The organism is Kitasatospora sp. NPDC029312 (assembly GCF_055569215.1).
Window position 1 is genome coordinate 64,988 of the sequence record NZ_JBVHXY010000011.1, and the last position, 24,185, is coordinate 89,172.

Consider the following 24,185-nt stretch of genomic DNA (forward strand, 5'->3'; position numbering starts at 1 on the left):
CGGGCCCCTTCCCACCACTGACGACCGGTCAGCCGCCGAGCCGGTCCACCGCCGTGATCCGCAGCACCGCGCGGCCCTCCTCGTCCGAGCCGTACAGGTCGACCTCGGCGCTGATGCCCCAGTCGTGGTCCCCCGCCGGATCGTCGAAGATCTGCCGGACCTTCCAGGCGGAGTCCTCCTCCTCGATGATCAGCATCTTGGGGCCGCGCGCGTCCGGGCCGGTGCCGAGGTCGTCGTACTCCTCCCAGTACCCGTCCATGGCGTCCGCCCAGCGGTCCGCGTCCCAGCCGTACTCGCCGTCCAGCCGGCCGAGCTCCTCGTAATGCTCCAGCGCGCACAGCTCGACCCGGCGGAACATCTCGTTGCGCACCAGAACCCGGAAGGCGCGGGCGTTGGCGGTGACCGGCGCCGGCTTGTCGTCCAGCGTGACCTCGGCCGTGGCCGGCCCGGTCGGGTTGGCCAGCTGCTCCCACTCGTCCAGCAGACTGGAGTCGACCTGGCGGACCAGCTCGCCGAGCCAGGCGATGACGTCCTTGAGGTCGTCGGTCTTCACGTCCTCGGGGACGGTCTGCTCCAGCGCCTTGTACGCGCCGGCCAGGTAGCGCAGCACGATGCCCTCGGTGCGCGCCAGCTCGTAGAAGCCGACGTAGTCCGAGAAGGTCATCGCCCGCTCGTACAGGTCGCGGACCACGGACTTCGGCTGGAGCTGGTGGTCGCCGATCCACGGGTGCGCCCGGCGGTACACCTCGTAGGCGTGGGTGAGCAGTTCCTCGAGCGGCTTCGGGTAGGTGATCTCCTGGAGCCGCTCCATCCGCTCCTCGTACTCGATGCCGTCGCGCTTCATCTCGCCGACGGCCTCGCCGCGCGCCTTGTTCTGCTGCGAGGCGAGGATCTGGCGCGGGTCGTCGAGGGTCGCCTCGACCACCGAGACGACGTCCATCGCGAAGGACGGCGAGGTCGGGTCGAGCAGGTCGAAGGCGGCCAGCGCGAAGGTGGACAGCGGCTGGTTCAGCGCGAAGTTCTCCTGGAGGTCCAGCGTGAGGCGGACGATCCGGCCCTCGGAGTCCGGCTCCGGCAGGCGCTCCACCACGCCGCCCTCCAGCAGCGAACGGTAGATGGCGATCGCGGTGCGGATGTGGCGGCGCTGGGCGGGCCTGTCCTCGTGGTTGTCGGTGAGGAGCTTGCGCATCGCCTCGAAGGCGTTGCCGGGGCGGCCGATCACCGACAGCAGCATCGCGTGGCTCACCTTGAACCGGGAGACCAGCGGCTCCGGGTCGGCGACGATCAGCTTCTCGAAGGTCTCCTCGGTCCAGCCGACGAAGCCCTCCGGCGCCTTCTTCCGGACGACCTTGCGCTTCTTCTTCGGGTCGTCCCCGGCCTTGGCGATCGCCCGGTCGTTCTCGATCACGTGCTCCGGCGCCTGCGCCACCACCTGGCCGACGGTGTCGAAGCCGGCCCGGCCGGCCCGCCCGGCGATCTGGTGGAACTCACGGGCGCGCAGGATCCGCACCCGGGTGCCGTCGTACTTGGACAGCGCGGTGAACAGCACCGTGCGGATCGGCACGTTGACGCCGACGCCGAGCGTGTCGGTGCCGCAGATGACCTTCAACAGGCCGGCCTGGGCGAGGCGTTCGACCAGCCGACGGTACTTCGGCAGCATGCCCGCGTGGTGCACGCCGATGCCGTGGCGCACGAAACGGGACAGGTTGCGGCCGAACTTGGTGGTGAAGCGGAAGTTGCCGATCAGCTCGGCGATGGCGTCCTTCTCCGCCTTCGAGCACATGTTGATGCTCATCAGCGACTGCGCCCGCTCCACCGCCTCCTTCTGGGTGAAGTGCACGACGTAGACCGGCGCCTGGCCGGTCTGCAGCAGCTCCTCCAGGGTGTCGTGCATGGTGGTGCGGCGGTACTCGTAGAACAGTGGCACCGGCCGGGTCGCGTTGCGCACCACGGTGGTCGGACGGCCGGTGCGGCGGGTCAGGTCCTCCTCGAAGCGGCGGACGTCACCGAGGGTCGCCGACATCAGCAGGAACTGCGCCTGCGGCAGCTCCAACAGCGGGATCTGCCAGGCCCAGCCGCGGTCCGGCTCCGCGTAGAAGTGGAACTCGTCCATGACCACCTGGCCGATGTCCGCCCGCAGACCGTCCCGCAGCGCGATCTGGGCCAGCACCTCGGCCGTGCAGCAGATGATCGGCGCGGTCGGGTTCACGCTGGCGTCGCCGGTCATCATGCCGACCTGCTCGGTGCCGAACATCTTCACCAGGTCGAAGAACTTCTCCGAGACCAGCGCCTTGATCGGCGCGGTGTAGAAGGTCCGCTGCCCCTCGGCCAGCGCCGCGAAGTGCGCGCCCGCCGCCACCAGGCTCTTGCCGGAGCCGGTCGGCGTCGCCAGGATCACGTTGTTCCCGGACACCAGCTCGATCAGCGCCTCCTCCTGAGCCGGGTACAGCGTGATCCCACGCTCCTCCGCCCAGGCTGCGAACGTCTCGTACAGCGCGTCGGGCGTGGCGGGCTTCGGCATCAGCTCAAGGAGGGTCACCCGGCTATCTTGCCTGCTCGCCGTACCCCCGGGCAAAAGCCTCGGACGGGCCGCGGGCGGGCTGCGGGCGGCACCCGCGTTGTCACGACCGGCCAGCGGGCCGCGCCGATCATGTGCCGAGTGGCACATTGCCCGCCGTTCGCGGGGCGTGCCAGAGTGCCGGGCATGACCCTCCCCCTCATGCCCGAACCACCCGCCGCCGAGCTCACCCCGGCGCAGGTCTTCGACTGGCTGGACGAGGCCGCCGCGCTGCGGGCCGACGCCGGGCTGACCCGCACGCTGCGCAGCCGGGGGGCCGAGGACGGAGTACTGGATCTCGCCGGGAACGACTACCTGGGGCTCACCCGGCACCCGGTCGTGACCCGGGCGGCGGCGGAGGCCGCGCTGCGGTGGGGCGGGGGGTCCACGGGCTCGCGACTGGTGACCGGGACGACCGCGCTGCACACCGAACTCGAGGAGGAACTCGCCGAATTCTGCGGAGTGGAGGCGGCGCTGGTGTTCTCCTCCGGATACACCGCCAACCTGGCCGCGCTCACCGCGCTCACCGATCCGGACACGCTCATCGTGTCGGACGCCTACAACCACGCCTCACTGATCGACGGCTGCCGCCTCTCCCGGTCCGACGTCCACCGGGTCCCGCACAGCGACCCGGCGGCCGTGGCCGAGGTGCTGGCGGGTCGCGCGCAGCGGCGGGCGCTCACGGTGACGGACTCGGTGTTCTCGGTGGACGGCGACTCGGCACCGCTGCCCGAGCTGTCCCGGGCCGTCCGCGCGCACGGCGCCGCGCTGCTGGTCGACGACGCGCACGGGCTGGGCGTCCTCGGCCCCGGCGGCCGCGGCGCGCTGGCCGCCGCCGGCCTCGCGGGCGCACCGGACACCGTCGCCACCGTCACCCTCTCCAAGTCGCTCGGCGCCCAGGGCGGCGCCGTCCTCGGCCCGCGCCGGGTGATCCGGCACCTCACCGAGACCGCCCGCACCTTCATCTTCGACACCGGCCTCGCCCCCGCCGCCGTCGCCGCCGCCCTCGCCGCCCTGCGCCTGCTGCGTGCCGAGCCCCAGCGTGCCGATCGCACCCGCGAGGTCGCCCGCACCCTCGCCGCCCGGCTCACCGCGCTCGGACTCCACACCTGCGAGCCGGACGCCGCCGTGGTCTCCGTCCGCGCCCCGGGCCCGGAAGCCGCCGTCACCTGGGCCGCGGACTGCCGCCGCGCGGGCCTCGCCGTCGGCTGCTTCCGCCCTCCGTCCGTCCCCGACGGCATCAGCCGCCTCCGCCTCACGGCCCGCGGCGACCTGACGGAAAGCCAGATCGCGGACGCCGTCCGCACCATCGCCGACCTCGCCCCGGCGGGCGCTCGGGTGGGGTGACGCGCGTCCGGGCGCGTCAGGAGTGAGGTCGGTGATCCGCACGGGCCGGCCGGTCCGTGCGCGCGGGATCGGTGGTGGCGATGACCGTACCCGTGGGGCGGTCCGGAAGGTGGGCGTGGCTGCGTGGCTGCGTGGCGGTCGTGGGCCTCGGCCCAGGTGGTGTCGGCGGCCACGGACAGGGCGGCCGGGAGGTCGAGGTCCGGAACGGTGACCCCGGGCAGTGCGGCCAGGTGCTCGGCCGTGGCTGGGCCGGGCGTGGTCACGCTTCCACCAGGGCGCAGGTGGGGGCGGAGAGGGGCCAACCGGCTCGGAGTGAGCCCGCCCGCTACGGCTGTCCCAGGACCAGCAGGGCCTCCGCGCCGACGGGGCGGTAGCCGGCGGCTTGGAAGGCGCGGACGCTGGGGGCGTTGCCGGGGGCCTGTTGGGCCCAGATGGTCTTGCCCTCCGGGAGGAGGTGGCGGGCGGCGGTGGCCAGGGTGCGGCCGAGGGCGCGGCCGCGGGCGTGGGGGTCGACCTCGATGGCGCACTCCCAGCGGCCGGCCACGCCGCGGCCGAGGACGAGCACGCCGCCGTCGGTGGTGAAGACCCGTACGTCCTCGCGGTAGCGCAGCGCCCGGAGCACCCGGGGGTGCGAGCGGTCCCGGACCTCGGCCAGGGGCAGTGGCGGCTCGCCCGGCAGGCGGTCGGCGACCGTCATGAGGTCGATGTTGTTGACGGTCCGCCCGGTGCGCGCGGCGAAGGCGCTGAGGAAGGGCGGGCAGAGCGGCGCGGACAGCGGGTCGCCGGGCACGGCGGCGAGCGTCTCGTGCACCCAGGCCGGGTCCTCGTCGGTGAACACCACGGCGTGCGCGGCGAACGACGCCACCCCGGCCTCGCGCGGCGAGGGCTGCGACACCACCGTCACCGATCCGTCGGCCGTCGGGAACACGCCGCCCGCCGCGTCCGCCAGGATCTCCGCCAGCCCCCGCACACCCGTCCGCACGCCCATCCGCGCCCCCAGTCCGTCGAAGGCGCCAGCCTACGCCGCCCGCGCCGCCCGGTGGACCAGCAGGTAACGCCAGAACAGCAGCCGCCGCAGCGTGAACCCCGGCAGCTCCCGCGCCGCGTACGCCCGGACCTCGGCGAGCGAGGTGCCCGGCGTCGCGACCGGGGCCCGCACGCCCTGCGGTGCGCCGCGTTCGCGCAGGTGCACCGCGAGGCGGCAGACGGCGTTCACCGGGACGGCGGCCAGGCTGGTCAGCCGGTCCACGACGGTCTCCTCCCGGTAGCAGCCGAGCACCACCAGCACCCCGCCGGGCGCCAGCGCGTCCCGCAGCCGTGCGAGGGTGCCGATCGGCAGGTGGTGGAGGCTGGCCAGGCAGGAGATGTAGTCGTACCGGCCGGGCGGCAGCTCCAGCTCTTCGATGTCGGCCCGGCGGAAGTCGACGCCCGCCGCGTCGGCCGGGGTGGCGGCGGTGGCGGTGGCGGCGACGACGGCGGCGTCACGGTCGACGGCCTCCACTTCGAGGCCCCGCCGGGCCAGCGCCCGGGCGAAGGCGCCCGTCCCGCAGCCGACGTCCAGGGCCCGGCGTGCCCCGGGCGGCAGTGAGCGCAGCAGCAGCCGGTGGTAGTGGTCGTTGTGGTCGAAGGGCACCGCGTCAGGATGCCAGCCCGCCGGGCGTCACTTCCTGCGGGCCCGGCTGGGCTGGACGCGGGTGGGTTCGCCCTCGGCCTTGGGGTGGTCGGGCGGGTAGGGGAGTTCGCCGAGGCCCTCGTCGTGCAGCTGCTTGTCGTAGAGCTCCAGCAGGGCGTCCAGGCGGAACGCGTGCTGCTCCATGTCCGCGTTCGGGTCCCCGAGTTCGGCGAAGCGGGCGGGGACGGTGCGCAGGTCGAAGTCCTCGGGGGAGGCGTCGTCCAGTTCCTCCCAGCGCAGCGGGGTGGAGGCGGTGGCGCGGGGGCGGGCGCGCAGGGAGTAGGCGGAGGCGATGGTGCGGTCGCGGGCCATCTGGTTGTAGTCGATGAAGATCCGTTCGCCGCGTTCCTCCTTCCACCAGGCCGTGGTGACCTCCCCGGGCATTCGCTGTTCCAGCACCCGGCCGAGGGCGATCACCGCGTGCCGCCCGTCGGTGAAGGTCCACTCGGGCGCCAGCGGGACGTAGACGTGCAGGCCGCGCCCGCCGGAGGTCTTGGGCCAGCCGCGCAGCCCGTACTCCTCCAGCAGGCCGCGCAGTTCCCGGGCGGCGCGGACGGCGGCGCGGAAGTCGGTGCCCGGCTGGGGGTCGAGGTCGATCCGCAGTTCGTCCACGTGGTCGGTGTCGGTGCGCCGCACCGGCCACGGGTGGAAGGTGAGGCAGCCCAGGTTGGCGGCCCAGAGCACGGCGGCCGGTTCGGTCGGGCAGATCTCGTCGGCGGAGCGGCCGCTGGGGAAGTCGATCCGGGCGGTGGGCAGCCAGTCCGGCAGGCCCTTGGGCGCGCGTTTCTGGTAGAAGAACTCGCCGTCGACGCCGTCGGGGAAGCGCTGAAGCGTGGTCGGCCGGTCCCGCAGGCCGCGCAGCACCCCGTCAGCCACGGCCAGGTAGTACTGCGCGACGTCCAGCTTGGTGAAGCCGCGCTCGGGGTAGTACACCTTGTCCGGATTCGACAGCCGGACGGTCCGCCCGGCGACTTCCAGTTCCACGGCTGAGCCCATGTGTCACACGCTAAGCGCGCCGCGCCCGGCGCGCGCCCCGGGGTGAACCGGGCGAGGATCGGACGCATGGACCTGCCCGTGATGCCGCCGGTGGCGCCGATGCTCGCCAAGTCGGTGGCCGAGATTCCGTCGGGGATGCAGTACGAGGCCAAGTGGGACGGCTTTCGCACCATCGTGTTCCGCGACGGTGCCGAGGTCGAGCTCGGCAGCCGCACCGGCAAGCCGTTGACCAGGTACTTCCCCGAGCTGGTCGAGGCGTTCAAGCGGGAGTTGCCGCCCCGCTGCGTGCTGGACGGCGAGGTGGTGATCGCCCGGGACGGGCGGCTGCGCTTCGAGGAGCTGCTGGAGCGGATCCATCCGGCGGCGAGCCGGGTGAAGCTGCTCGCCGAGCAGACCCCGGCCTCCTTCGTGGCCTTCGACCTGCTCGCCCTCGGTGACGACGCCCTGATGGACGAGCCGCTGTCGGTGCGCCGTCCGGCCCTGGAGGCGGCGCTCGCCGACGCGGCCGATCCGGTGTTCACCGCGCCCGCCTCCACCGACCGCGAGGTCGCCCGGTCCTGGTTCGCCGAGTACGAGGGCGCCGGACTGGACGGGGTGGTGGCCAAGCCGCTGGACCAGCCGTACCGGCCGGGGGAGCGGACCATGTTCAAGGTCAAGCACGAGCGCACCGCCGACTGCGTGGTGGCCGGCTACCGCGAGCACAAGAGCGGCCCGGTCGTCGGCTCGCTGCTGCTCGGCATCTTCGACGACGGCGGGAGGCTCCAGCACGTCGGCGTCTGCGCGGCCTTCTCGATGGCCCGCCGCCGCGAACTGGCCGAGGAGCTGGCCCCGCTGCGCATGGACGCCCTGTCCGCCCACCCGTGGGCCGCCTGGGCGGAGGAGGCCGCGCACGCCGAGGGCCGGCTGCCGGGCGCGGTCAGCCGCTGGACCGGCGGCAAGGACCTGTCCTGGATCGCGCTACGCCCCGAGCGGGTGGTCGAGGTCGCGTACGACCACATGGAGGGCACCCGCTTCCGGCACACCGCGCAGTTCCGCCGCTGGCGGCCGGACCGCACGCCGGAGAGCTGCACCTACGAGCAGCTGGAGGAGCCGGTCTCGTACGACCTCCGCGAGGTGCTCGGCATCTGACCGGTGACCGGCGAGGGCCCACCCGCCCGCGTGCCGCAGGCCCGACCCGGACGAGCGGGTCGGGCCTGGGGCACGCGGGCGTGCGGATCGGGGGCGGAGGGCGGCAGGGGTCAAGCCCGCACGGTGGAGGGCGAGCTGCCGGAGGGGTGGGACGGCGAGCCGCTGCCCGACGCGGACCCGGACGCCGAGGTGGAGGCCGACCCGGAAGCCGCGCCGGAGGTCGAGCCCGAGGGCGACGGCGAGGCGGTCTCCGCCGGCAGCGCGTAGACGTTCTTCGGCGAGATGATCTTGGTGATCTCGTTCGCGAACAGCGTGGACGGCTCCTCGCCCTGGGCGATCACGTCGGTGTTGAGCAGCAGCACCATCGTGGCCTGCGCGTCCGGCATGTAGACCGCCACGCTCTCGTAGCCCGGCATCGAGCCGTTGTGCCCGATCCACCCGCCGTTGTTGAACAGCCCGAAGCCGTAGGTGACGCCCGGGTCGCCGGTCGGCAGGGTCTTGAGGCGCTCGGCCTGGGCGGCCGGGCTCACGATGGCGCCGGTGGCCATGGTCTTGGCCCAGCTCTCCAGGTCGCCGAGGGTGGTGATGACGGCGCCCGCCGTCCACGCCCAGGAGGGGTTCCAGTTGGTGGAGTCCTGGATCGACCCGTCGGGGGTCTGGTTGGTGTAGCCGTGGGCGTGCGGGTCGGGCAGGCTCCCGTCGGTCGGGAAGCTGGTCTTGCCGAGCGAGGCCGGCGTGAACACCTGGTCCTTGAGGAAGTCGCCGGCACTCTGTCCGCTGACCTTCTCGATCAGCTTGCCCAGCAGGATGTAGTTGCTGTTGCTGTACTGGAACTTGGCGCCGGGCGGGAACACCGCGGGGTGCTTGTAGCCGTAGGCGAGCAGTTGGTCGGGGGTGAACGTCCGGTTCGGGTCGCCGATCAGCGTGTTCACGAAGTCCGGGTCGGAGCTGTACGGGAAGAGGCCGCTGCGCATCTCGCCGAGCTGGCGGACGGTGATCCCGTCGCCGCCGGGGACGCCGTCCACGTACTTCGAGATCGGGTCGTCCAGGTTCACCTTGCCCTGGTCCACCAGGCGCAGCACGGCGGTCGCGGTGAAGGTCTTGCTCTCGCTGCCGATGCGGGTGAACAGACCGGGGTCCATCGGCGTCTTGGCGACCTTGTCGGAGACGCCGAAGGACTTCTGGTAGGTGCCGCTCGGCGTGATGATCCCGACCGAGATGCCGGGGACGCCGGCCTGGTTCATCACCCGCTGGATCGCGGAGTCCAACTTGGCGGTGACGTCGGGGGTCAGCTGCACGACCGCGTTCGAGGAGGCGGAGTTCCCCGAGGAGCCGGAGCTCGCGGACGGGCTGAGCGCGGCGGGCCGGGCGTTGACCGCCGGGTCGGCGGCCCGCTGCGCGGACTGGGAGTCCCCGGAGCACGCCGCGGTGGCGAGCAGCCCGGTCAGGGCCAGGGCGGCGGCGGTCGCGCGGCCGGCGGATCGGGAAGCGGCCGGACGCGGCCGTCGGGTCTTGGTCATGTGGCGAGAGCGCCTCTCTGGGGCGGACGGCCCCTTGGCGGAGCGGCCCCGGGGAGCTGCTCCACGGGAGCCGCGGGGGAGCGCCGCCACCGTAAGCACCGTCCCCATCCACCCGCGCGTCAGCCGTGGTGGGGCTGGCCCGAACGGGCCGAAGCCCACCCGAGTGGCCCGATCCGGCTGGCGACGCGGTGTCAAGTACCCCGGAAGGCCGGAGCGTTGGTGTCGCGGCCGGGGTCCCGCGCTCGACCGAACGGGTGAGCACCGGCATGCCGCCCCCGCCCCCGGGCCCAGCTCGGGCACGATCGTTCAGCCCAGCTGTGGCCGCCCTTAAGAATTCCTCGATGGACCGCACCCCCTCTGACCAGGCAGATTTCTGCCTGCCGGAGCGTCGCCGTCAACAGCGGGGCGGACCGGGCCCGCGGCCTGCCCGACCCCCGAAGGCCGTCCCCCCGCACGTCAGGAGCCGCCGCCCGTGAAGGCACTCGTCAAGCAGAAGGCCGAGCCCGGCCTCTGGATGATCGACGTCCCGAAGCCCGAGATCGGCCCCGGCGAGGTGCTGATCAAGGTGCTGCGGACCGGCATCTGCGGCACCGACCTGCACATCCGCAAGTGGGACGGCTGGGCGCAGCAGACGATCAGGACCCCGCTGGTGCTCGGCCACGAGTTCGTCGGCGAGGTCGCCGAGACCGGTGCCGGCGTCGCGGACATCGTGGTCGGCGACCTGGTCAGCGGCGAGGGCCACCTGGTCTGCGGCAAGTGCCGCAACTGCCTGGCCGGCCGCCGCCACCTGTGCCGCAACACCGTCGGCCTCGGTGTCAACCGCGACGGCGCCTTCGCCGAGTACGTGGCCCTGCCCGCCTCCAACGTCTGGGTGCACCGGGTGCCGGTCGACCTGGACGTGGCCGCGATCTTCGACCCCTTCGGCAACGCCGTGCACACCGCGCTGTCCTTCCCGCTGGTGGGCGAGGACGTGCTGGTCACCGGCGCCGGCCCGATCGGCATCATGGCCGCTGCCGTCGCCAAGCACGCCGGGGCCCGCAACGTCATGATCACCGACGTCTCGCCGTACCGTCTGGAGCTGGCCCGCGAGGTGGGCGTGACGCTGGCGCTCAACGTCGCCGAGCACACCATCGAGGAGGGCCAGCAGAAGCTGGGGCTGCGCGAGGGCTTCGACGTCGGCCTGGAGATGTCCGGCCGCCCCGAGGCGATGCAGTCGATGATCGCCAACATGACCCACGGCGGGAAGATCGCCATGCTCGGCCTGCCCGCCGAGCAGTTCCCGGTGGACTGGGCGTCGATCGTCACCTCGATGATCACCATCAAGGGCATCTACGGCCGCGAGATGTTCGAGACCTGGTACGCGATGTCCGTGCTGCTGGAGGGTGGCCTGGACCTCAGCCCGGTGATCACGGGCCGGTACGCCGCCGCCGACTTCGAGGCCGCCTTCGACGACGCCGCGGGCGGCAACTGCGGCAAGATCATCCTCGACTGGACCGCCTGAGCCACCCCGCCGACGCCAAAGGAGCCTGTTGTGTTCGACAACGTGCGCGCCGACATCGCCACCACCCTCGACGAGATCCGCGAGGCCGGCCTGTTCAAGCCCGAGCGGGTCATCGGCACCCCGCAGAGTGCCGCGGTCACCGTGACCGCCGGCGGCCGCCCGGGCGAGGTGCTGAACTTCTGCGCCAACAACTACCTCGGCCTGGCCGACCACCCCGAGGTGCTCGCCGCGGCCAAGGATGCCCTGGACCGCTGGGGCTACGGCATGGCCTCGGTCCGCTTCATCTGCGGCACCCAGGACGTGCACAAGGAGCTGGAGGACCGCCTCTCGGCCTTCCTCGGCCAGGAGGACACGATCCTCTACTCCTCCTGCTTCGACGCCAACGGCGGCGTCTTCGAGACCCTGCTGGACGACCGCGACGCCGTCATCTCCGACGCGCTCAACCACGCCAGCATCATCGACGGCATCCGGCTCAGCAAGGCGCGTCGCCACCGCTACGCCAACCGCGACATGGCCGACCTGGAGAAGCAGCTCCAGGACACCCAGGACGCCCGCCGCCGCCTGATCGTCACCGACGGCGTCTTCTCGATGGACGGCTACGTCGCCCCGCTGCGGGAGATCTGCGACCTGGCCGACCGCTACGACGCCATGGTCATGGTCGACGACTCGCACGCCGTCGGCTTCGTCGGCGCGGGCGGCCGCGGCACCCCCGAACTGCACGGCGTGATGGACCGGGTGGACGTCATCACCGGCACGCTCGGCAAGGCGCTCGGCGGCGCCTCCGGCGGCTACGTCGCCGCGCGCCGCGAGATCGTCGCCCTGCTGCGCCAGCGCTCGCGCCCGTACCTGTTCTCCAACTCGCTGGCCCCGGTGATCGCGGCGGCCTCGCTGAAGGTGCTCGACCTGGTCGAGCGCTCCAACGAGCTGCGAGAGCGGCTGGCGGCCAACACCGCGCTGTTCCGCACCAGGATGACCGAGGCCGGTTTCGAGATCCTGCCCGGAGACCACCCGATCGCCCCGGTGATGATCGGCGACGCGGCCAGGGCCGGCCGGCTCGCCGAACTCCTCCTGGAGCGCGGGGTGTACGTGATCGGCTTCTCCTACCCGGTGGTCCCGCACGGCCAGGCCCGGATCCGGGTACAGCTGTCCGCGGCGCACTCCACCGAGGACGTCGAGCGCGCCGTCGCGGCCTTCGTGGACGCGCGCGCGGCACTGGGGGACTGACCCCCCTCCGCCGGGCCCGGCAGGGGCCCGCACCGACTGCCCGCGGGCCGGACCGCTCGGAACCGGACCGGCCCGTGGGCTCGCAACCGCCCTACGGCGCGGGCGAATGACGCGCTCGCGCGGCAGGGCCCGGCAACCACCTGTCGCACCCTCCCGCCACGGGGGTGGGGCACCGGCCCGCGCCGGCGCCCCACCCCCGTTCGCGGTGCGCGGGTCGGCCGTCCTGACCCCGGATGCGGTGCGGCCGTCGCCGGGGGCGCGGAGGCCAGGGCGACCCCCCGATCCCTCGGCCTCTTCGGCCCCCGAACCCCCTGGACCCCCCGGCCCCTCCGGTCCACCCCGTCGCGCTGGCAGAATTGGTCCGTGATCGACGCACGACGGCTGCGGACCCTGCGGGCCGTGGCGGACCACCGCACCGTGACCGCCGCGGCGGCCGCCCTCTACCTGACCCCCTCCGCCGTCTCCCAGCAGCTGGCCGCCCTGGAGCAGGAGACCGGCCACCACCTGCTGGCCCGCGAGGGCCGAGGCGTGCGGCTGACCGCCGCCGGCGAGATCCTGCTCGGCCACGCGGACGCCGTGCTGGCCCAGCTGGAGCGCGCCGAAGCCGACCTCGCCGCCTACAGCGCGGGCATCGCGGGCGAGGTCACCGTCGCGTCCTTCGCCACCGGTATCTCGCACGTGCTGGCCCCGGCGATCGGCCTGCTCACCGAGCGCGCGCCCGGGGTGCGGCTCAAGGTGCTGGACGCCGAGGGCGACGCCAGCCTGCCGATGGTGCTGGACGGTCGCGCGGACCTCGCGGTGGCCGTCGAGTACCGGGGCGCGCCGCGCGCCGACGACGCCCGGCTGACCAGGGTCCCGCTGTACGCCGAGCCCTTCGAGGCCGTCCTGCCGCTGGCCCACCCGTTGGCCGCCGAGGAGGGGCCGCTGGCCGTCGCCGCGCTGTCCGACGAGCCCTGGATCGGCCCCTACCCGGGCAACCCCTGCCACGACGTGGTGCTGCTGGCCTGCGAGCACGCCGGCTTCCAGCCCCGGCTGCTGCACTCCTCGGACGACTTCCGCGCCGTGGTCGCGCTCGCCTCGGCCGGCTCCGGTGTGGCCCTGGTGCCCCGTTCGGCGCTGCGCGGCGTGGACCTGGGCAGGGTCGCCGTGCGGCCCGTCGACAGCGACCTGGCCACCCGGCGGGTCTTCGCCGCCGTGCGGGCGGGCGCCGACGGGCACCCGCTGATCCGCCCGGTGCTGGACAGCCTCGCCCAGGCGGCCGCCGCCGGGGCCTGAGGGCGTGGCCGACGTGGGCGGCCCGCTTCGGAGCCACAAGCCGTCGGGACCACGGGCAGGTCGTCGGGGGCCGGCGCCTGCTCCGGCTGCCCGGTTCGCGGCGGACGGGCTGCCCTAGGGTGGGTGCCGAAGATCGTCCGTACCAGCGGCACCGGCAGGAGAGACCCATGACCGAGACCCGCCCCACCGATCCCCGGCTCCCCGTCGGGGTGATCGGCCTGGGCGACATCGCGCAGAAGGCCTACCTGCCGGTGCTCACCACGCTGCCCGGCCTGGACCTGCGGCTGATGACCCGGGACCGGGCCAAGCTGGACCGGATCGGCGAGGCGCACCGGATCGGCGCCGAGCACCGGTTCACCGATCTCGGCGAGCTGATCCGCAGCGGCATCCGCGCCGCCTTCGTGCACGCGGCGACCGAGCAGCACGTGCCGATCGTCGAGCAGCTGCTCACCGCCGGGGTGGACGTCTACGTGGACAAGCCGCTGGACTACACCCTGGACGGCGCCCGCCGGCTGGTCGGGCTCGCCGACCGCACCGGGCGTTCGCTGATGGTCGGCTTCAACCGGCGGTACGCGCCCGGGTACGTCCAGGCCAAGGAGCGGCCGCGCGACCTGATCGTGCTGCAGAAGAACCGCGAGGGCCTCGCCGAGGCCGCCCGCACGCTGGTCTACGACGACTTCATCCACGTGGTGGACCTGCTGCGCTTCCTCGCCCCCGGCGAGATCGAGCACGTGGACGTCCGGGCCCGCACCCGGGACGGGCTGGTCGAGCACCTGGTGCTCACCCTGGGCGGGGAGGGCTTCACCGCGCTGGGCATCATGAACCGCGTCTCCGGCTCGACCGAGGAGGTGCTGGAGGTCTCCGGCGGCGACTCCAAGCGCGAGGTGCGCAACCTGGCCGAGGTGATCGACCACCGCGGCCAGCCCACCGTCCGCCGGCGCGGCGACTGGGTGTCCGTCGCCCGCCAGCGCGGCATCGAGCAGTGCGTGCTGGCCTTCCTGGACGCCGTCCGGGCCGGGAGGACCCTCGACGCCCACGACGCGCTGCGCACCCACGAGTTGTGCGAGCTGATCGTGGAACGGATCGGGCAGAACTGAGGAAGAGCACCGGAACGCCGCGCCCCGGAGCGCGCCGGCGCGCCAACTCCGGGGGCGGCTGGGCGACAAGCTGGAAGTTCGCTGGTATCCCGCTGGGAGGGGCCTGGATTGACGCGCTTTCACGTCATCCGGCCGGAACCGACAGTTCATTGACGGGGTCTTGTCGGAGCTTTTTCTACGCGCGTATCTTGAAGGCGTCGCGGGAGACGGAGTCCGTCTCCCGCTTTCTCCCCGTCTTCTTTCTACGCGAGTAGCGCCCGCTGCCGCCCGTGCGGCCCCGGCTGCACCGGCACCCGCCCGCGCGAGCCGCGTCGCCCCCGACCGCCGCGCACCCAGCCGTGCCGTACGGCGGAGCTAGGAGTCATGCCCCGGTGACCACCGCCCCCGCGCCCCGCCCCCGCAGAGTCGCCCTGCTGCGCGCCTGCCTCCTCCCCGCCTCGCTGGCCGCCTCGCTGGTGCTCGTCCTGCTGCCGACGGCGAACGCGGCCGGCGCGGCGACGGCCACGCCCCCGGCACCGACCGAGGCCGGGCCGCTGCGGATCCACGACGTCCAGGGCACCACCCGAATCTCCCCGCAGGCCGGCAAGCCCGTCACCGGCGTGCCCGGGATCGTCACCGGCGTCCGGGCGTACGGCAGTTCCAAGGGCTTCTGGATGCAGGACCCGAACCCGGACGCCGACCCGGCCACCAGCGAGGGCGTCTTCGTCTTCACCGGCGGCAACCCGACCGTCAAGGTGGGCGACTCGGTCCTGGTGAGCGGCAAGGTCACCGAGTACTACCCGAGCTACTCCGGCGGCTCGCAGTCCGTCACCGAGCTCTCCGGCCCGGCCGTCACTGTCGTCTCCTCCGGCAACCCGCTGCCCGCGCCCGTGGTGGTCGACACCCGCGACATCCCGGGCACCTACAGCCCGGTGGCCGGCCCCGACGGCACCATCGACCGGGTGCCGCTCGACCCGGAGAAGTACGCCCTGGACTTCTACGAGTCCCTGGAGGGCATGCTCGTCCAGGTCAAGGACGTCCGCGTCATACAGGCGACCGACAAGTACGACGAGCTGTGGGTCGCCGCCGACCGGCAGGACCAGCGCAGCAAGCGCGGCGGCGTGCTGTACGAGTCCTACCGCGAGCCCAACGTCGGCCGCCTGATGGTGCAACAGCAGGCGCCGGCCTCCAAGCAGCCCTTCCCGGTGGCCAACGTCGGCGACGAGCTGACCGGCACCACCACCGGCCCGCTCGACTACAACGCCTTCGGCGGCTACACCCTCGTCGCCGGCACCCTGGGCACCCTCAAGGACAACCACCTCCAGCGCGAGGTCACCGCCCAGCCGAGCGACCGCGAACTCACCCTCGCCACCTACAACGTGGAGAACCTGGCCCCGAACAACCCGGATTCCAAGTTCGCCGAGCTGGCCCAGGGCGTCGTCACCAACCTGCGCTCGCCCGACGTCGTCGCCCTGGAGGAGATCCAGGACGACAACGGCTCCAAGAACGACGGCACGGTGGACGCGAGCCAGACCGTCGCCAAGTTCATCGCCGCCGTCAGGGCGGCCGGCGGCCCCGCCTACGACTGGCGCTCGATCGACCCCCAGGACGGCAAGGACGGCGGCGAGCCCGGCGGCAACATCCGCCAGGTCTTCCTGTTCAACCCGCAGCGGGTCTCCTTCACCGACATCGCGGGCGGCGACGCCACCACCGCCGTCGACGTCACCGGCACCGGCGCGGCCACCTCGCTGACCGCCTCGCCCGGCCGGATCCAGCCCACCGACGAGGCCTGGACCAACAGCCGCAAGCCGCTCGTCGGCCAGTTCACCTTCCGCGGCCAGAAGGTGTTCGTGATCGCCAACCACTTCAACAGCAAGGGCGGCGACCAGGGCATCGACAGCCGCTTCCAGCAGCCCGTCCGCAGCTCCGAGGTGCAGCGGACCAAGCAGGCCACCATCGAGCAGGCCTTCGTCGCCAAGCTGCTGGCCGCCGACAAGGAGGCGAAGGTCGTCTCGCTCGGCGACTTCAACGACTACCAGTTCTCGCCCGCCCTGGCCGCGCTCACCAAGGGCGGCGTGCTGCGCGACCTGGTGAACGAGCTGCCGGAGACCGAACAGTACTCGTACGTCTACCAGGGCAACTCGCAGGTGCTGGACCACATCCTGGTCAGCCCCGAGGTCGGCTACGCGAAGTACGACGTGGTGCACATCAACGCCGAGTTCGCCCACCAGGCCAGCGACCACGACCCGCAGGTGGTCCGGATCAAGCCCTGATCCGCCGCACGGCTATCCTGCCTCCGCCGCCGGTGACCGCCGGCGGCGGAGGCGTTTCGTGGCTGGTAGCCGACGAGCGCCAGGTGACGAGCGACGAGTGACGAGCGACGGGGGGCGGGCGACGGCATGGGGTACCGGATCGAGCGGATCGGTCGGGAGGACTGGCAGCGCCTGCGGAAGGTGCGGCTGGCCCAACTCCTGGACACTCCCACGGCCTTCGGCGAGCCGTACGAGTACGCGCGGCACCAGGGCGAGGGCAACTGGCGGGCCCGTACGGACTGGCTGAACGAGCCCGGCAAGATCGGCCTGGTCGCGGTGGACGACTCGGACGAGTGGGTCGCCACCATGCTGTCGATCCCCAGCAAGGACGAGACCGGGTCGGTCGACCTGATCGGCGTCTGGGTCGACCCGGCCCACCGGGGCCGCGAACACGGCGTCGCCGACGCCCTGCTGGACGCCGTCATCGACTGGGCCCGGACCGGCGGCGCCCGGCGGATGCTGCTCGGCGTGCACGAGGAGAACCACCGCGCCGCCGCCTTCTACCGGCGGCGCGGCTTCGCCTGCACCGGCGGTGAGACACCGTACGTGCTGGACCCGGCGGCCCGGATCCTGGAGATGGCGCTCCCGCTGGACTGACCGCCCGCCGCCTGACCGTCCTACGCCCGGCCGCCCGGGCAGCGCCGTCGGGGCGGTCAGCCGGCCACGTACTCCGCCAGGTGCTCGCCGGTCAGCGTCGAACGGGCCGCGACCAGCTCGGCCGGGGTGCCCTCGAAGACCACCCGGCCGCCGTCGTGACCGGCGCCCGGACCGAGGTCGATGATCCAGTCCGCGTGCGCCATGACCGCCAGGTGGTGCTCGATCACGATCACCGACTTTCCGGAGTCCACCAGCCGGTCCAGCAGCCCGAGCAGCTGCTCCACGTCGGCCAGGTGCAGACCGGTGGTCGGCTCGTCCAGCACGTAGACCCCGCCCTTGTCCCCCATGTGGGTCGCCAGCTTCAGCCGCTGCCGCTCACCGCCGGACAGCGTGGTCAGCGGCTGCCCCAGGCTCAGGTACCCCAGGCCGACGTCGGCGAGCCGCTCCAGGATCCGGTGCGCGGCCGGCAGCTTCGCCCCGCCGTCGCCGAAGAACTCCGCCGCCTCCGTCACGGGCATCGCGAGCACCTCGCTGATGTCCCGGCCGCCGAGCCGGTACTCCAGCACCGAGGCCTGGTAGCGCCTGCCCTCGCAGTCCTCGCAGGTGGTGGCCACGCCGGCCATCATCGCCAGGTCCGTGAAGACCACGCCCGCGCCGTTGCAGGTCGGGCAGGCGCCCTCCGAGTTGGCGCTGAACAGGGCCGGCTTCACGCCGTTCGCCTTCGCGAAGGCCTTGCGGATCGGCTCCAGCAGCCCGGTGTACGTCGCCGGGTTGCTGCGCCGCGAACCCTTGATGGCGCCCTGGTCGACGTAGACCACGCCCTCCTCGGCCGGGATCGAGCCGTGGATCAGCGAGCTCTTGCCGGAACCGGCGACCCCGGTGACCACGGTCAGCACCCCCAGCGGCACGTCCACGTCCACGTCCCGCAGGTTGTGGGTGTTCGCCCCGCGGATCGCCAGCGTGCCGACGGGCTCGCGCGGAGCCGCGCGCAGCGCCGCCCGGTCGGCCAGGTGGCGGCCGGTGACGGTGCCGCTGGTGCGCAGCCCGTCCACGCCGCCCTCGAAGCAGACCGTGCCGCCCGCCGTACCGGCCCCCGGGCCGAGGTCCACCACGTGGTCGGCGATCGCGATGGTCTGCGGCTTGTGCTCCACCACCAGCACGGTGTTGCCCTTGTCCCGCAGGCGCAGCAGCAGGCCGTTCATCCGGCTGATGTCGTGGGGGTGCAGGCCGGTGGTGGGCTCGTCGAACACGTACGTGGTGTCGGTGAGCGAGGAGCCGAGGTGGCGGATCATCTTGACCCGCTGCGCCTCGCCGCCGGAGAGGGTGCCGGAGGGGCGGTCGAGCGAGAGGTAGCCGAGGCCGATCTCGACGAAGGAGTCCAGGGTCTGCCGGAGCGCGGTGAGCAGCGGCGCCACCGACGGCTCGTCCAGGCCGCGCACCCAGTCGGCGAGGTCGCTGATCTGCATCGCGCAGGCGTCGGCGATGCTCAGCTCGCCGATCCTGGAGGAGCGGGCGGCCTCGCTCAGCCGGGTGCCGTCGCAGTCCGGGCAGACGGTGAAGGTGACGGCGCGCTCCACGAAGGCCCGGATGTGCGGCTGCAGGGCGTCCTTGTCCTTGGACAGCATGGACTTCTGCAGCTTGGGGACCAGGCCCTCATAGGTCAGGTTGACGCCGTTGACCTTGACCTTGGTCGGCTCCCGGTACAGGAAGTCCTGCAGTTCCTTCTTGGTGTACTTGCGGATCGGCTTGTCCGGGTCGAGAAAACCCGAGTTGGCGTAGACGCCGACCGTCCACCAGCTGTCCGGCTTCCAGCCGGGGATCGTGATCGCGCCCTCGGCGAGCGACTTGCTGTCGTCGTAGAGCTGGGTGAGGTCGATGTCGGAGACGCTGCCGCGGCCCTCGCAGCGCGGGCACATGCCCCCGGTGATGCTGAAGCTGCGCCGCTCCTTGACCGTACGGCCGCCGCGCTCGAAGCTGACCGCGCCGGCGCCGCTGACCGAGGGGACGTTGAAGGAGTAGGCCTTGGGGGAGCCGATGTGCGGCTTGCCGAGCCGGCTGAACAGGATGCGCAGCATCGCATTGGCGTCGGTGGCGGTGCCGACGGTGGAGCGCGGGTCGGCACCCATCCGCTGCTGGTCGACGATGATCGCGGTGGTCAGCCCCTCCAGGACGTCCACGTCCGGGCGGGCCAGGGTGGGCATGAAGCCCTGCACGAAGGCGCTGTAGGTCTCGTTGATCAGCCGCTGGGACTCGGCGGCGATGGTGTCGAAGACCAGGGAGCTCTTGCCGGAGCCGGAGACGCCGGTGAACACGGTCAGGCGGCGCTTGGGGATGTCGACGCTGACGTCCTTGAGGTTGTTCTCGCGTGCACCGTGCACGCGGATCAGGTCGTGGCTGTCGGCGACGTGCGGCTCGGCCATCGTGGTCTTCGCTCCCTGGCTGTCGGGCGGGCTCGGCGGATGAGCGGGTCGGGGGACAAGTGTGTCTTGGGACGAGTGGGTCGGGCCCGCCCCGCGAGGGTGCTCCCGGGGCGGGCGGAGGTTCAGCGCACCTCGTTGAAGCGGATCATGTTGCCCGCGGGGTCGCGGAAGGCGCAGTCGCGGATGCCGTAGGGCTGCTGGGTCGGCTCCTGCACGAGCTCGGCGCCGCCCGACTTCAGCCGGTCGAACACCCCGTCCAGGTCGGCGGTGGCGAGCACCAGCCGCGCGTACGTCCCCTTGGCCATCATCTCCGTGATCGTACGCCGCTCGTCCTCGGTGACGCCCGGGTCGGCGGCCGGCGGTTCCAGCACCACCGAGACGTCCGGCTGGTCGGCGGGGCCGACGGTGATCCACCGCATCGGGCCGCCGCCGACGTCGTTGCGCACCTCGAAGCCCAGCAGGTCGCGGTAGAACGCGAGCGAGGCCTCGGGATCGGTGTGGGGGAGGAAGGTCCAGTGAATGGTGATGTCGTTCATGACGGCAACGCTAGGCGCGCCCCCGGCCGGGGTGCTTCTCGAATCCTGATCGGTCCGTCCGTCCGGGCTCGGGGAGCCTGCGGGTTTCGACCACCGGCGAGCCGGTTAAGCGCGAAAGGCGGGGCCCGGCCCGCGTGCCCGGAACGGAGAAAGCGACAGAACCATGACCGCCGACATCCAGATCGAACCCCTGGGCGACCACGAGTACCTCGTGAGCTTCCCGACCGCCGGCGAAGCCGTCCGCTCCCGCTTCCAGGCGAGCGAGGCCACCGTGAACCAGCTGCGCCTGCCCCGTACGGACGAGGAGCGGATCGTGGCCGAAACCGCCGCCTTCCTGGTCGAACGCCAGTCCACGGCCGATCTCCCGCCGATGATCGACCTCGCCGACGTCGCCGCCGCCTACGGTGACGACTACCTGGAGGAAGTCGGCCGCCGCCTCGGCTCCCCCTGACGGCCGCCGCTGAGCGCCGGGGCGGTCGCCCGCCCGACGCCGTTCAGTGCGCGGGGCACCAAAACAAGCAGGCATGATTGCTTTTTTCGCCGGCCGGTGCCACGCTGCTGCCCGGCGGCGCTCGTACCGAATGGCGCCAACCCACCGGCAGGGGAGGCGCATTGGCGCGCGCACGCTCGGTACTGCGGATCGGCAACGCCTCGGGGTTCTACGGGGACCGCTTCGCGGCGGTGCGGGAGATGCTCACGGACGGGCCGCTGGACGTGCTCACCGGGGACTACCTCGCCGAGCTGACCATGCTGATCCTCGCCCGGGACCGGCTGAAGGAGCCGTCCCTCGGGTACGCCCGGACGTTCCTGCGCCAGATGGAGGAGTGCCTCGGCCTGGCGCGCGAGCGGGACGTGAAGATCGTGGTCAACGCGGGCGGCCTCAACCCGGCCCGACTCGCCGCCGAGTTAGGGGAGTTGGCGCAGCGCCTGGGCGTCCGGACGGCCGTGGCGCACGTCGAGGGCGACGATCTGCTGCCCCGTCGGGCGGAACTCGGCCTGCCCGAGCGCGCGTTGGCTGCCAACGCCTACCTGGGCGGCTTCGGCATCGCCGCCTGCCTGGCCGAGGGCGCGGACGTGGTGGTCACCGGGCGGGTGACCGACGCCGCGCTGGTCGCCGGGCCCGCGATCGCCCACTTCGGCTGGACGGCCGCCGACCTGGACCCCCTCGCCGGGGCCGTGATGGCCGGGCACGTCCTGGAGTGCGGGGCGCAGGCGACCGGCGGCAACTATGCCTTCTTCCGCGAGCACGACGTGACCCGCCCCGGCTTCCCGCTCGCCGAACTGCACGCCGACGGCTCCAGCGTGATCACCAAGCACCCAGGCACCGGCGGCGCCGTCACCGTCGAGACCGTCACCGCCCAACTGCTGTACGAGACCGGCGGACCGCACTACCCGGGCCCGGACGTCACCGCCCGGCTGGACACCGTCCGGCTCACCGGGGACGGCCCGGACCGGGTGCGGATCGACGGCGTGCGCGGCGAGGCCCCGCCGCCCACCCTGAAGGTCGGCGTCAACCGCCTCGGCGGCCACCGCAACGAGGTGGTCTTCGTGCTCACCGGCCTGGACATCGAGGCCAAGGCCGAGCTGGTGCGACGGCAGTTCGCCGCCGCCCTGCCGCCGGAAGCCCGCCCGGCCGAACTGCGCTGGACCCTCGCCCGCACCGACCACCCGGACGCCGCCACCGAGGAGACCGCCTCCGCCCTGCTGCGGCTCACCGCCCGGGACCTGGACCCGGCCAAGGTCGGACGCGAACTCGGGCGGGCGGCCGTGGAATTGGGGCTCGCCGGCTATCCCGGCTTCCACCTCACCGCCCCGCCCGGCCCGGGCGCGCCGTACGGGGTGTTCACCGCCGCGTACGTGGACGCCAAGGCGGTCGAGCACACCGCCGTACTGCCGGACGGGCGCCGGATCGCCGTCCCGCCCGCGCCGGTCAGCTCCCGACCCGAGGCGGTCGAAGCGCGGTTGCCCGAGCCGCCGCCGCCCGGCCCGACCCGCCGGGCCCCGCTCGGCCTGGTGGCCGGCGCCCGCAGCGGCGACAAGGGCGGCGATGCCAACGTGGGCGTCTGGGCCCGCAGCGAGCAGGGCTGGCGCTGGCTGGCGCACACCCTCACCGTCGAGCGGTTGCGTGAACTGCTGCCGGAAACCGCCGAGTTGCCCGTCACCCGGCACCTGCTGCCGAACCTCAGGGCGGTCAACTTCACCGTCACCGGCCTGCTCGGCGAGGGCGTCGCCGCCCAGCACCGCTTCGACCCCCAGGCCAAGGCCCTCGGGGAGTGGCTGCGCTCCCGCCACCTCGACGTCCCGACCGCCCTACTCGGCAGCCCGACCGTGCGCCCGGACAGCCCGAGCACCCACCCGGACAGCCCGACCGCCCAACGCGACGTTCCGCCCGCCCGCCTCGACAGCCCGGAGGCCCCGCTGTGACCGTCCTGACCACCCGCGTCGACCCGGCCGGGCCCGAGTACGCCGAGCACCGCACCGCGATGCTCGCCAAGCTCGCCGAACTCGACGCCGAGCACGCCAAGGCGCTGTCCGGCGGCGGCCCCGGTTACGTGGAGCGCCACCGCAAGCGCGGCAAGCTGCTGGCCCGCGAGCGGATCGAGCTGCTGGTCGACCCGGACTCGGCGTTCCTGGAGCTGTCCCCGCTGGCCGCCTGGGGCAGCGACCACCCGGTGGGGGCGGCGCTGGTCACCGGCATCGGCGTGGTCGAGGGCGTCGAATGCGTGATCACCGCCAACGACCCGACGGTGCGCGGTGGCGCCAGCAACCCGTGGACCCTCCGAAAGGCCCTGCGGGCCAACGAGATCGCGCTGAACAACCGCCTCCCGCTGGTGAACCTGGTCGAGTCCGGCGGTGCCGACCTGCCCAGTCAGAAGGAGATCTTCATCCCCGGCGGCGCCCTCTTCCGTGACCTCACCCGGCTCTCCGCCGCCCGGATCCCCACCGTGGCCGTGGTGTTCGGCAACTCGACGGCCGGCGGCGCCTACGTGCCGGGCATGTCCGACCACACCGTGCTGGTCAAGGAGCGCGCCAAGGTGTTCCTCGGCGGGCCGCCGCTGGTGAAGATGGCCACCGGCGAGGAGGCCGACGACGAGTCGCTGGGCGGCGCCGAGATGCACGCCCGGATCTCCGGGCTGGCCGACCACTTCGCGGTGGACGAGGCGGACGCGCTGCGGATCGCCCGCCGGATCGTCGCCCGGCTCGGCCACCGCAAGCCGGGACCGGACCCGGACCGGTTCGCCGAGCCGCCGAGGTACGACGAGGAGGACCTGCTCGGCATCGTCCCCGGTGACCTCAAGGTGCCCTTCGACCCGCGCGAGGTGATCGCCCGGATCGTCGACGGCTCCGACTTCGACGAGTTCAAGCCGCTCTACGGCACCAGCCTGGCCACCGGCTGGGCCCGGCTGCACGGCTACCCGGTCGGCATCCTGGCCAACGCCCAGGGCGTGCTGTTCAGCGCGGAGTCCCAGAAGGCCGCCCAGTTCATCCAGTTGGCGAACCAGCGCGACACCCCGCTGCTGTTCCTGCACAACACCACCGGCTACATGGTCGGCAAGGACTACGAGCAGGGCGGCATCATCAAGCACGGCGCGATGATGATCAACGCCGTCGCCAACTCCACGGTGCCGCACCTGTCCGTGCTGATGGGCGCCTCCTACGGCGCCGGCCACTACGGCATGTGCGGCCGGGCGTACGAGCCGCGCTTCCTGTTCTCCTGGCCGAGCGCCAAGTCCGCCGTGATGGGCCCCCAGCAGCTCGCCGGGGTGCTGTCGATCGTCGCCCGGCAGTCGGCCGCCGCGAAGGGCCGGCCGTACGACGAGGACGCGGACGCGGCGGTCCGGGCGATGGTCGAGCAGCAGATCGAGGCCGAGTCGCTGCCGGTGTTCCTGTCCGGCCGCCTCTACGACGACGGCGTGATCGACCCGCGCGACACCCGCACGGTGCTCGGCCTGTGCCTGTCCGCGATCCACAACGCGCCGGTCGAGGGCGCGCGCGGCTACGGCGTCTTCCGGATGTGAGAGGG

General features: G+C 73.0%; 18 protein-coding genes. 11 read left to right on the forward strand and 7 right to left on the reverse strand.

The features are described from left to right. Positions 1-28: 28 nt before the first annotated feature. Positions 29-2,521 (reverse strand): DEAD/DEAH box helicase, encoded by a 2,493-nt coding sequence (locus ACZ4WV_RS11925; RefSeq protein WP_465745603.1) that lies wholly within the window; start codon positions 2,519-2,521, stop codon positions 29-31. 183 nt (positions 2,522-2,704) lie between these two features. Between ACZ4WV_RS11925 and ACZ4WV_RS11930 the strand changes: the two genes are divergently transcribed. Next, positions 2,705-3,904, forward strand: coding sequence for an 8-amino-7-oxononanoate synthase (locus ACZ4WV_RS11930; RefSeq protein ID WP_465745407.1), 1,200 nt, complete (start codon positions 2,705-2,707; stop codon positions 3,902-3,904). Positions 3,905-4,229: 325 nt separating this feature from the next. Here the strand turns inward: ACZ4WV_RS11930 and ACZ4WV_RS11935 are convergent, their stop codons facing one another. Genes ACZ4WV_RS11935 through ligD form a run of 3 tightly spaced genes read right to left on the reverse strand, consistent with a single transcriptional unit; the run spans position 4,230 to position 6,572 of the window. Continuing rightward, on the reverse strand, positions 4,230-4,892 hold the full coding sequence (locus tag ACZ4WV_RS11935) for a GNAT family N-acetyltransferase (protein WP_465745409.1): 663 nt from the start codon (positions 4,890-4,892) through the stop codon (positions 4,230-4,232). A 30-nt stretch (positions 4,893-4,922) separates the two neighbouring features. Then, positions 4,923-5,537, reverse strand: coding sequence for a class I SAM-dependent methyltransferase (locus tag ACZ4WV_RS11940; RefSeq protein ID WP_465745411.1), 615 nt, complete (start codon positions 5,535-5,537; stop codon positions 4,923-4,925). 27 nt (positions 5,538-5,564) lie between these two features. Next, positions 5,565-6,572 carry a non-homologous end-joining DNA ligase gene (gene ligD, locus ACZ4WV_RS11945; RefSeq protein ID WP_465745413.1) on the reverse strand — a complete coding sequence of 336 codons (1,008 nt, stop codon included), beginning with the start codon at positions 6,570-6,572 and terminating at the stop codon, positions 5,565-5,567. Positions 6,573-6,638: 66 nt separating this feature from the next. Here ligD and ACZ4WV_RS11950 point away from each other — a divergent pair, with 66 nt between their 5' ends. Next, positions 6,639-7,700 (forward strand): ATP-dependent DNA ligase, encoded by a 1,062-nt coding sequence (locus ACZ4WV_RS11950; RefSeq protein ID WP_465745415.1) that lies wholly within the window; start codon positions 6,639-6,641, stop codon positions 7,698-7,700. Between the two features lie 110 nt (positions 7,701-7,810). On the opposite strand, the gene ACZ4WV_RS11955 is transcribed toward ACZ4WV_RS11950, so the two are convergent. Further along, positions 7,811-9,220 carry a serine hydrolase domain-containing protein gene (locus tag ACZ4WV_RS11955; protein ID WP_465745417.1) on the reverse strand — a complete coding sequence of 470 codons (1,410 nt, stop codon included), beginning with the start codon at positions 9,218-9,220 and terminating at the stop codon, positions 7,811-7,813. A 472-nt stretch (positions 9,221-9,692) separates the two neighbouring features. On the opposite strand from ACZ4WV_RS11955, the gene tdh reads away from it, so the two are divergent. From tdh to ACZ4WV_RS11985, 6 genes are all read left to right on the forward strand, one after another. Beyond that, positions 9,693-10,721, forward strand: a complete 1,029-nt coding sequence (tdh, locus tag ACZ4WV_RS11960) for an L-threonine 3-dehydrogenase (RefSeq protein WP_465745419.1) — start codon at positions 9,693-9,695, stop codon at positions 10,719-10,721. Positions 10,722-10,751: 30 nt separating this feature from the next. Then, positions 10,752-11,945: a glycine C-acetyltransferase gene (locus ACZ4WV_RS11965; protein WP_465745421.1), complete on the forward strand. Its 1,194-nt coding sequence runs from the start codon at positions 10,752-10,754 to the stop codon at positions 11,943-11,945. Between the two features lie 363 nt (positions 11,946-12,308). After that, complete coding sequence (locus ACZ4WV_RS11970) at positions 12,309-13,220, forward strand: LysR family transcriptional regulator (protein WP_465745423.1); 912 nt, start codon at positions 12,309-12,311, stop codon at positions 13,218-13,220. A 167-nt stretch (positions 13,221-13,387) separates the two neighbouring features. Next, on the forward strand, positions 13,388-14,317 hold the full coding sequence (locus tag ACZ4WV_RS11975; RefSeq protein WP_465745425.1) for a Gfo/Idh/MocA family protein: 930 nt from the start codon (positions 13,388-13,390) through the stop codon (positions 14,315-14,317). Between the two features lie 371 nt (positions 14,318-14,688). Beyond that, positions 14,689-16,569 (forward strand): endonuclease/exonuclease/phosphatase family protein, encoded by a 1,881-nt coding sequence (locus ACZ4WV_RS11980; protein ID WP_465745427.1) that lies wholly within the window; start codon positions 14,689-14,691, stop codon positions 16,567-16,569. A 126-nt stretch (positions 16,570-16,695) separates the two neighbouring features. Next, positions 16,696-17,205, forward strand: a complete 510-nt coding sequence (locus ACZ4WV_RS11985) for a GNAT family N-acetyltransferase (RefSeq protein WP_465745429.1) — start codon at positions 16,696-16,698, stop codon at positions 17,203-17,205. 56 nt (positions 17,206-17,261) lie between these two features. Here ACZ4WV_RS11985 and ACZ4WV_RS11990 read toward each other — a convergent pair whose 3' ends face one another. Beyond that, entirely contained in the window at positions 17,262-19,625 is a 2,364-nt protein-coding gene (locus tag ACZ4WV_RS11990; RefSeq protein WP_465745431.1) for an ATP-binding cassette domain-containing protein, read from the reverse strand. A 122-nt stretch (positions 19,626-19,747) separates the two neighbouring features. Then, positions 19,748-20,161 (reverse strand): VOC family protein, encoded by a 414-nt coding sequence (locus ACZ4WV_RS11995; protein ID WP_465745433.1) that lies wholly within the window; start codon positions 20,159-20,161, stop codon positions 19,748-19,750. 163 nt (positions 20,162-20,324) lie between these two features. On the opposite strand from ACZ4WV_RS11995, the gene ACZ4WV_RS12000 reads away from it, so the two are divergent. The 3 genes from ACZ4WV_RS12000 (at position 20,325) to ACZ4WV_RS12010 (ending at position 24,180) form a co-directional block, all read left to right on the forward strand. Then, positions 20,325-20,612: a hypothetical protein gene (locus ACZ4WV_RS12000; protein ID WP_465745435.1), complete on the forward strand. Its 288-nt coding sequence runs from the start codon at positions 20,325-20,327 to the stop codon at positions 20,610-20,612. A 161-nt stretch (positions 20,613-20,773) separates the two neighbouring features. Further along, positions 20,774-22,585, forward strand: coding sequence for an acyclic terpene utilization AtuA family protein (locus ACZ4WV_RS12005; protein ID WP_465745437.1), 1,812 nt, complete (start codon positions 20,774-20,776; stop codon positions 22,583-22,585). Continuing rightward, positions 22,582-24,180 (forward strand): acyl-CoA carboxylase subunit beta, encoded by a 1,599-nt coding sequence (locus ACZ4WV_RS12010; RefSeq protein ID WP_465745439.1) that lies wholly within the window; start codon positions 22,582-22,584, stop codon positions 24,178-24,180. Before ACZ4WV_RS12005 ends, ACZ4WV_RS12010 begins: the two co-directional genes overlap by 4 nt. Positions 24,181-24,185 lie beyond the last annotated feature (5 nt).

Coding starts and splice junctions, on each gene's coding strand:
- ACZ4WV_RS11950 (WP_465745415.1), top strand. CDS start 6,639: ATGGACCTGCCCGTGATGCCGCCGGTGGCGCCGATGCTCGCCAAGTCG.
- ACZ4WV_RS12000 (WP_465745435.1), top strand. CDS start 20,325: ATGACCGCCGACATCCAGATCGAACCCCTGGGCGACCACGAGTACCTC.
- ACZ4WV_RS11990 (WP_465745431.1), bottom strand. CDS start 19,625: ATGGCCGAGCCGCACGTCGCCGACAGCCACGACCTGATCCGCGTGCAC.
- ligD (WP_465745413.1), bottom strand. CDS start 6,572: ATGGGCTCAGCCGTGGAACTGGAAGTCGCCGGGCGGACCGTCCGGCTG.
- ACZ4WV_RS11925 (WP_465745603.1), bottom strand. CDS start 2,521: ATGCCGAAGCCCGCCACGCCCGACGCGCTGTACGAGACGTTCGCAGCC.
- ACZ4WV_RS11935 (WP_465745409.1), bottom strand. CDS start 4,892: ATGGGCGTGCGGACGGGTGTGCGGGGGCTGGCGGAGATCCTGGCGGAC.
- ACZ4WV_RS11995 (WP_465745433.1), bottom strand. CDS start 20,161: ATGAACGACATCACCATTCACTGGACCTTCCTCCCCCACACCGATCCC.
- ACZ4WV_RS11975 (WP_465745425.1), top strand. CDS start 13,388: ATGACCGAGACCCGCCCCACCGATCCCCGGCTCCCCGTCGGGGTGATC.
- ACZ4WV_RS11955 (WP_465745417.1), bottom strand. CDS start 9,220: ATGACCAAGACCCGACGGCCGCGTCCGGCCGCTTCCCGATCCGCCGGC.
- ACZ4WV_RS11930 (WP_465745407.1), top strand. CDS start 2,705: ATGACCCTCCCCCTCATGCCCGAACCACCCGCCGCCGAGCTCACCCCG.
- ACZ4WV_RS11985 (WP_465745429.1), top strand. CDS start 16,696: ATGGGGTACCGGATCGAGCGGATCGGTCGGGAGGACTGGCAGCGCCTG.